The organism is Pseudomonas sp. SWRI51 (assembly GCF_014268825.1).
GTDB lineage: Bacteria > Pseudomonadota > Gammaproteobacteria > Pseudomonadales > Pseudomonadaceae > Aquipseudomonas > Aquipseudomonas farsensis.
This window is the reverse complement of record NZ_JABWRG010000157.1, coordinates 1-5165: the sequence shown is the minus strand read 5'-3', so window position 1 is coordinate 5165 and position 5165 is coordinate 1. Positions and strand designations below refer to the sequence as shown.

General features: G+C 64.1%; 4 protein-coding genes and 1 pseudogene. 1 reads left to right on the top strand and 4 read right to left on the bottom strand.

Annotation, left to right across the window (positions count from 1 at the left end):
- Positions 1–130 precede the first annotated feature (130 nt).
- The 4 genes and pseudogenes from argB to coaBC all read right to left on the bottom strand — a co-directional run bounded on the left by argB (position 131) and on the right by coaBC (position 4248).
- The gene (gene argB, locus HU720_RS23670; protein WP_186523545.1) at positions 131–1036 is read right to left on the bottom strand and encodes an acetylglutamate kinase; all 906 of its coding nucleotides are present in this window, start codon (positions 1034–1036) and stop codon (positions 131–133) included.
- Between the two features lie 30 nt (positions 1037–1066).
- Positions 1067–2434, bottom strand: a pseudogene (locus HU720_RS23665) (phosphomannomutase/phosphoglucomutase); the annotation flags it as partial.
- A 141-nt stretch (positions 2435–2575) separates the two neighbouring features.
- Entirely contained in the window at positions 2576–3031 is a 456-nt protein-coding gene (gene dut / locus HU720_RS23660) for a dUTP diphosphatase (RefSeq protein ID WP_186523540.1), read from the bottom strand.
- A 5-nt stretch (positions 3032–3036) separates the two neighbouring features.
- Positions 3037–4248 (bottom strand): bifunctional phosphopantothenoylcysteine decarboxylase/phosphopantothenate--cysteine ligase CoaBC, encoded by a 1212-nt coding sequence (gene coaBC / locus HU720_RS23655; protein WP_186523538.1) that lies wholly within the window; start codon positions 4246–4248, stop codon positions 3037–3039.
- Between the two features lie 125 nt (positions 4249–4373).
- Here coaBC and radC point away from each other — a divergent pair, with 125 nt between their 5' ends.
- Entirely contained in the window at positions 4374–5054 is a 681-nt protein-coding gene (gene radC, locus HU720_RS23650; RefSeq protein WP_186523535.1) for a DNA repair protein RadC, read from the top strand.
- Positions 5055–5165: the final 111 nt, after the last annotated feature.

Genomic DNA, 5165 nt, shown 5'->3' with positions numbered 1-5165 from the left:
TGTTGGCAGTGCTATCGCTATCGCGGGGCAAGCCCGCTCCCACGTTTCGATGTAAATCAGTCAGTTAGCGTTTGTTCGATGGGAGCGGGCGCTCGGAATGCCGAGCAACCGCGAGGGCGTTACAGATGAATCAGTGGCGCTTGCGGTTGCTGATCAGCGTGCCCACGCCGGTGTCGGTGAAGATCTCCAGCAGCACGGCGTTCGGCACGCGGCCGTCGATGATGTGCGAGCTGCTCACGCCGCCCTGCACCGCTTCGAGCGCGCACTTGATCTTCGGCAGCATGCCGCCGTAGATGGTGCCGTCGGCGATCAGGTCGTTGACCTGCTCGGTGGTAAGGCCAGTCAGTACCTGGCCCTGCTTGTCCATCAGGCCGGCGATGTTGGTCAGCAGCATCAGCTTTTCAGCCTTCAGCGCCTCGGCCACCTTGCCGGCGACCAGGTCGGCGTTGATGTTGTACGACTCACCGTTGGCGCCCACGCCAATTGGCGCGATCACCGGGATGAAGTCGCCGCGCACCAGCATGTTGAGCAGGTCGGTGTTGACGCTGACCACCTCGCCGACATGGCCGATGTCGATGATTTCCGGCTGGGTCATCTCAGGGGTCTGGCGGCTGACGGTGAGCTTGCGCGCACGGATCAGCTCGGCGTCCTTGCCGGTCAGGCCAATGGCGCTGCCGCCATGGCGGTTGATCAGGTTGACGATGTCTTTGTTGACCTGGCCGCCCAGCACCATTTCGACCACGTCCATGGTGGCCGCGTCAGTCACGCGCATGCCATCGATGAAGTGGCTTTCGATGGACAGGCGCTTGAGCAGATCACCGATCTGCGGGCCACCGCCGTGCACCACCACCGGGTTGATACCCACAGCTTTCATCAACACGATGTCACGGGCGAAGCCGGTCTTGAGCTCCTCGCTTTCCATCGCGTTGCCGCCGTACTTGATCACCAGGGTCTTGCCGACGAAGCGGCGGATGTAAGGCAGTGCTTCGGACAAAACCTCGGCTACATGGGAAGCGGCATCGCGATCGAGGGTCATGCAGGGCTCCAGGTCAGGAACGGATAGTCATCAGAACGGCAGTTGCAGGCCCGGTTGGACGCGCAGCAACTGCGTGCGGAATACAGCCTTGATACGGTCGAGCTCGGCATCGCTGTCGGCTTCGAAGCGCAGCACCAGCACCGGCGTGGTGTTGGAGGCGCGAACCAGGCCCCAGCCGTGCGGGTAGTCGACCCGCACACCGTCGATGGTGGTCAGGTTGGCTTGGCCCCAGTCGGCGTCGCGTTGCAGTGCATCAATGATGCTGAATTTACCCTCGTCGGTCACATCAATGTTGATTTCCGGCGTGGAAATATCATTCGGGAACGCGGCGAACAGGCTCTCGGCATCCTGGCCGGCCTTGCTGAGGATCTCCAGCAGGCGCGCGGCGCTGTAGATACCGTCGTCGAAACCGTACCAGCGTTCCTTGATGAAGATGTGACCGCTCATCTCGCCTGCGAGCAGCGAACCGGTCTGTTTCATCTTCTTCTTGATCAACGAGTGACCCGTCTTCCACATTAGCGCGCGGCCACCGTGCTGTTCGATCAGCGGGGTCAGGCGGCGGGTGCATTTGACGTCGAAGATGATCTCGGCGCCCGGGTTGCGCGACAGCACGTCCTGGGCAAACAGCATCAGCAGGCGGTCAGGGTAGACGATGGTGCCGGTGTTGGTCACAACGCCGACGCGGTCGCCGTCGCCGTCGAAGGCCAGGCCCAGGTCGGCGCCGGTTTGCTTGACCTTGGCGATCAGGTCCACCAGGTTTTCCGGCTTGCCCGGGTCGGGGTGGTGGTTGGGGAAGTTGCCATCCACCTCGCAGAACAGCGGGATCACCTCGCAGCCCAGCGCTTCGATCAGTTGCGGCGCGATCACGCCAGCCGCGCCGTTGCCGCAGTCCACGACCACTTTAAGGCGCTTGGCCAGCTTCACGTCGGCGGTGATCTGCTCGTAGTAGCGCTGCAGAATCTCGACTTTTTCGACGCGGCCTTCGCCACGGCTGAGGTCGTTGGTTTTCAGGCGGGTCAGCAGGGCCTGGATCTGTTCGTTGGCCAGGGTGTCGCCGGCGATGACGATCTTGAAGCCGTTGTAGTCCGACGGGTTGTGGCTACCGGTGAGCATCACCCCGGATTTGCCAGCCAGCACGTTGGCGGCGTAGTACAGCGCAGGGGTTGGCACCAGGCCGACGTCGCTGACGTGGCAGCCGGCGTCGGCCAGGCCTTTGATCAGTTGCTCGACCAGCATCGGGCCGGACAGGCGGCCGTCGCGGCCGACCGAGACCTGCGGCTCGCCTTGGGCCAGGCTCTGGGCGCCGATGGCGCGGCCGATCCAGTAGGCGGTTTCGGCATGCAGGGTCTTGCCGACCACGCCGCGAATGTCATAGGCGCGGAAGATGCTGTCGGGCAGTGCGGGGACCAGTTGGGCCATGTCGTTCATCTGTGGGGACTCCAAGTATTCAAAGGCTTCTGGGCTGGCGCAAACAGAACGCTTGGACGGTGGAATGCCCCGAGAGTTCGCCAGCCATGGCCCGAACGGTCGCGATCCGGCTCAGCGGGTGCCGGAATGACCGAAGCCGCCAGCGCCGCGCTGGGTCTCGTCAAACTGCTCGACGATGTCGAAATGCGCCTGCACCACCGGCACCAGAATCAGCTGCGCAATACGCTCGCCAACGGTGATGGTGAACGGCGTGTTGCCACGGTTCCAGCACGACACCATCAGCTCGCCCTGGTAGTCCGAGTCGATCAGGCCCACCAGGTTGCCGAGCACGATGCCGTGTTTGTGGCCCAGGCCCGAGCGCGGCAGGATCATTGCGGCAAGGCCAGGGTCGCCGATGTACACCGACAGCCCAGTGGGGATCAGCAAGGTCTGGCCGGGCTCCAGGACGGTGTCCTGTTTCAGCAGGGCGCGCAGGTCCAGGCCGGCGGAACCGGGGGTGGCGTACTGCGGCAGGGGGAATTCGTTGCCCAGGCGTGGGTCGAGGATCTTGGCTTGAAGAGCGTGCATGTAACTTATTGAACCTGATTGAGTCGTTCGGCGATGAAAGCAACCAGTTGGCGGGCGATCTTGCCCTTGCTGGTCTGCGCGAAGAGGGTTTGGTGTTGCTGGCGGTCGATCACGGTCAGGGCGTTTTCCTCGCTGTTGAAGCCGATGCTGGGGTTGGCCACATCATTGGCGACGATCAGGTCGAGGTTCTTGTCCTTGAGCTTGCGCGTGGCGTAGTCGAGCAGGTGTTCGGTTTCGGCGGCGAAGCCGACGCTGAACGGGCGATCAGCCCGGCCGGCAATGGTCGCAAGGATATCGGGATTGCGCACCATCTGCAGCAGCATGCCGTCGCCTGTGGTGGGATCTTTCTTCAGCTTCTGTGTGGCGACGACTTCCGGGCGGTAGTCCGCAACCGCAGCCGAGGCGATGAACAGGTCGCACGGCATGGCTGCTTCGCATGCCGCGAGCATGTCCCGCGCGCTCACCACGTCGATGCGGCTGACCCGGTCGGGTGTCGGCAGGTGCACGGGGCCCGTTACCAGGGTGACCCGAGCCCCGGCTTCAGCGGCCGCCTCGGCCAGGGCGAAGCCCATCTTCCCTGAGCTATGGTTGGTGATGTAGCGCACCGGGTCGATGTTTTCCTGGGTCGGCCCGGCGGTAATCAGCACGTGCTTGCCGGTCAATGCCTCGCGCTTGAAGCTCTCGGCGGCGCACCACGCCAGGTCGGTGGCTTCGAGCATGCGCCCAAGGCCGACGTCGCCACAGGCCTGGCTGCCCGAGGCCGGGCCGAACACCTGAATGCCGCGGCTCTTGAGCAGCTCGAGGTTGGCTTGGGTGGCGGGGTCGCGCCACATGGCCTGGTTCATGGCCGGGGCGACGGCAACGGTGGCGTCGGTGGCCAGCACCAGGGTGGTCAGCAAGTCGTTGGCAATGCCTTGCGCCATGCGTGCCATCAGGTCCGCGGTGGCCGGGGCGATGAGCACCAGGTCGGCCCATTTGGCCAGCTCGATATGGCCCATGGCGGCTTCTGCGGCAGGGTCGAGCAGGTCCATGTGCACCGGGTGCCCGGACAACGCCTGCAGCGTGAGCGGGGTGATGAACTCGGCACCACCGCGGGTCATGACCACACGCACCTGGGCGCCGTGTTCGAGGAGTCGGCGAATCAGCTCGGCGCTCTTGTAGGCGGCAATGCCGCCACCCACGCCGAGAACGATGCGCTTGCGATACAGCCGCTGCATAGGCTTGCCTTTATCCAGTGAAAGCGGGCGGCGACGTTACTGCCTGCGGCAGATCGTCGCATTTTCGAAGCGAACTAGATTAACACAGCGGTCAAATTCGCCGCAGTACCACGCAAGGAGCGTCGATGAGCATCAGGGAATGGCCGGCTGAAGAGCGGCCGAGGGAGAAGTTGCTGCAGCGCGGTGCGGGCAGCCTTTCGGATGCCGAGTTGCTGGCGGTGTTTCTGGGCTCCGGTGTGAAGGGGCGCAATGTGCTGGAGCTGGCGCGTGGGCTGCTGGTGAAGTTCGGCGGCCTGCGCCAGCTGCTTGAGGCCAGCCGGGAGAGCTTTGTCGGCGAGCTGGGGCTGGGGCCGGTGCGCTATGGCCAGTTGCAGGCATTGCTGGAGATCGGCCGGCGCAACCTGGCGATGTCGATCGAGCGTGAATCGGCCATGGACAGCCCGCAGGCGGTGCGGCGCTACCTGAAGGCGATGTTGCGCCATGAGCCCAGCGAGGTGTTCGGTTGCCTGTTTCTGGACACCAAGCACCGGCCATTGGCGTTCGAGATTCTGTTTCGCGGCACCATCGACCGGGCGAGTATCTACCCGCGCGAGGTGGTGCGCCGGGCGCTGCTGCACAATGCTGCAGCGCTGATCCTCTGCCACAACCATCCATCCGGGCACTGCGAGCCGAGCCAGGATGACGTGCACTTGACGCTGATGCTCAAGCGCTCGCTGGCGCTGATCGATGTCCGGGTGATGGACCATGTCATCGTCGGTGATGGCGAGCCGCTGTCGATGGTCGAGCATGGCTGGTTGGCGGGGTAGGGGCACTAGCGACCGCTGTTTGGTGTAGGAGCGGCCTTGTGTCGCGATGGGCTGCAAAGCAGCCCCAAGATCCGAGCACCATGCAGAATCGCCGGGGCTGCTTTGCAGCCC